The sequence below is a fragment of the Alkalihalobacterium sp. APHAB7 genome (assembly GCF_048323755.1).
Classification (GTDB): Bacteria; Bacillota; Bacilli; order Bacillales; family Bacillaceae_F; genus Alkalihalobacterium.
Genome location: NZ_JBLWFS010000057.1, coordinates 1 through 3,043, shown reverse-complemented (window position 1 = coordinate 3,043; position 3,043 = coordinate 1). Strand labels below are relative to the sequence as shown.

General features: G+C 35.4%; 1 protein-coding gene and 1 rRNA gene. Both read left to right on the top strand.

Going from position 1 to position 3,043, the window contains the following annotated elements:
* Positions 1 to 294: 294 nt before the first annotated feature.
* Positions 295 to 410, top strand: a 5S ribosomal RNA gene (gene rrf / locus ACNSTQ_RS22855).
* Positions 411 to 579: 169 nt separating this feature from the next.
* Complete coding sequence (locus tag ACNSTQ_RS22850; RefSeq protein WP_418202040.1) at positions 580 to 1,773, top strand: PLP-dependent aminotransferase family protein; 1,194 nt, start codon at positions 580 to 582, stop codon at positions 1,771 to 1,773.
* The last annotated feature ends 1,270 nt before the right edge of the window (positions 1,774 to 3,043 follow it).

The window sequence follows — 3,043 nt, the reverse complement described above, 5'->3', positions numbered from 1 at the left end:
TGAGGTTGATAGGTCTCGGGTGGAAGCGTGGCGACACGTGGAGCTGAGAGATACTAATCGGTCGAGGACTTATCCAAATAATAAAGCGTTGAATTCATCTAGCCATTATCCAGTTTTGAGAGAACCAATCTCAACTAAATGAGGATTTATCAAAATCCAACAATAAAATTGTTAGAAGCGAGTAGTTCGAGGCGACAAGTTCACGAGTAGCGGAATGTACGTTTAAAGGCTACATGAGCAACACAGTGAGCGCAGACAACGAAGAAATACGAAGCTTTATCACATTTTTAGAAGTCTAGTGGCGATAGCGAAGAGGCCACACCCGTTCCCATGCCGAACACGGAAGTTAAGCTCTTCAGCGCCGATGGTAGTTGGGGGCTTCCCCCTGTGAGAGTAGGACGTCGCTAGGCATCAAGCACAATCCAATTGGGTTGTGCTTTTTTAGTATGAAAAAAGGATGAGTAAGCTTTCTAGTTAATATAATGATGATACAATAGCGATAAAGGGATCAAACGTCTACAATCTACTTATAAGCATTAATTTTTTGAAATGATGATTTCGGAAGGATGAATGATAGTAGTGAATATTGAGTCTTTTTTTTCCGAGAATACTAAAAAAGCTCTTGAGAACAATCCGCCAGGTGAGTGGATGCCAGAAACCCCTAATAAATGTATTCGGCTTAGTTCAGGCTTTCCGGAGCCTTCTCTCGTACCTGTTACTGAGCTAAAGAAAGCAATTGTAGGTCTGCTTGAGGAGGAGGAGGATTTACCGTTCCATTATCTTGGAAGTCCAAGAATGGCTAATTTAAAGAGACAAATTCAAAAAAGGTTAGTAGAACGTCAAATTGATGTTTCTGATGGAGAGTTATTGATCACATCTGGAGCTTGTCAGGCAATCGATTTAATTGCTCGTATTCTCATTACTAATGATACGACTGTAGCTATAGAAGCTCCAACGTATATGGAAGCTTTAGAAATTTTTCAAAATTACACTCATAATTTTATTAGTATACCTGTCGATCAGTTCGGACTACAAACACTGGAATTTGAAAAAATACTAGTAGAAAGGAAAGGTAAAGGTTTGCCTCTTCCGCGCTTTTTATATACCATTCCAACTTTTCAAAATCCTACAGGGACAACGATGACGTTGCACCGGAGGCAGCATTTATTGGAGCTTGCTTCAGAATATAATTTTCTTATTTTAGAAGATGATGCTTATGGAGAACTATTCTTTGATAAGTGTCTTCTTTCACTCAAAGCATTGGATAAAAAGGGGCGTGTACTTCACGTTGGTTCATTATCAAAAGTGGTGGCACCCGGACTACGTATTGGATGGGTAGTAGGTCCGTCAAAATCCATAACGGCCTTAGCTTGGTTTAAAAAAGATCTAGATCATCCATTTTCACAAGCGGCTATGGCTACATATCTAGACAACACAGATTTTCAATTACGGTTAAATGTCCTAAGGGGCAGATACAGGACTAAGTGTGAAGTTTTAATTTTAGCTCTTGAAAAATTCCTTCCTAAATCGGTTTCCTGGCATATACCAGAAGGGGGTTACTTTGTATGGATTAAGATTACAGGTGTAGATACGGGAGGATTATTAACAAAGGCGTTATTAGAAGGTGTTTCATTTGTTCCAGGTAAACACTTTTTCTTAGATCAAAATGCCGGAAAAGAGTTTCTTCGACTTTCGTTTAGTTATTCCAGTGAAAAAGAAATAGTTCAAGGAATTAAAAAGCTAGGTAAAGTTGTAAAGGGTTATCTCAAATAAATATTGAGTTATCTTGTGTTCACTAGCCTTAGTGTTAATTAATTGGACCAAGGCTATAATCTTTGTAAGGTATATTTAAAAGGAAGCTTTGAAGAGGCTTTTGGTACTTAGAAAAGACTTTTTAGAGCTTTCTAGCAATTTCCTAATTCATTAAATGTTCAAAAATTTCGATTGGTAAGTATGATATAATCTAATTAGAAAGAGATACTAATAACATAATAAGTTAACCCTTTAGGAGGCTCAACCATCAACGTTGGTTCCGTTAAAGATAGGTTAGTAACGTAAAACCAATGAAGAACAATTGCGGTTAGAGGATTAAGTATATTAACTTTAACAACAAGTTTATGGATGAGCAAATGAACTATAGTAAGGCAGTTAGAAAATTCAGTTGTGTCGTGATGTATGGTTAAAGGTAATTTCAAGTATGTAAAAAAACAGAAAGGAATTCAATTAACATGCGGAACGAACAAACATCACTATTCAAAGTTATAACGTCAATTTAGCTGCTGGGAGTTGAAAAACACATTTGAATGAAGTAGTAAATAAATGTGATGTTATGAATGGTTGGGTCTCCTAAAGTGTTAACTGTTTGAAAACTAGCTTCTTCTAGCTAGTTTTTTTGTCTCTGAATTTTCGATTATAAAATTTTATGATTTCTCTTATTAACCTTATTTTACTACACAGAGGTACGTAGTAAGTGTTCCATACTGACAGTTTTTATAATGAAGGTATTGCTCTATTCGTATAAACGTAGCTCAAATAGACCCTTGTATTTTTTAGTTTTCTGTGATAAATTTATACATCTGTCGTAACATAAAAGTGGTTAACTAAACAATTGCGTAGAATTATTTTATATCGTATTTTAATTCTTGTCTTTATTACTGGTGGTGCTCTTAATAAGTTTAATAATAACTTTCAAAAAAGCACTTGCCACGATTATTATATTGTGATATTATTATCCTTGTCGCTTTAACACGAAGTTAGAATTTAATATCAATGAACTAAATAAGAAATTAAATTCAAAACAATTATTGCGCAGAATTGATTATTATGATATAATTAATTTCGTCGTTATTAAACGGCGTGAAAAAGTTCTTTGAAAACTGAACAAAAAGCCAAGCGAAATAAATGAGATACATGATGTCTCGTCAATGTTTTAAAACGTCACAGTGATGAATGAACTTCGATTAAGAACGCAACGTCCTGTTGCAACATCGAAGCCACCACATCCTGTGGAAGTGAGCTATATCAAACACTTTTATGGAGAGTT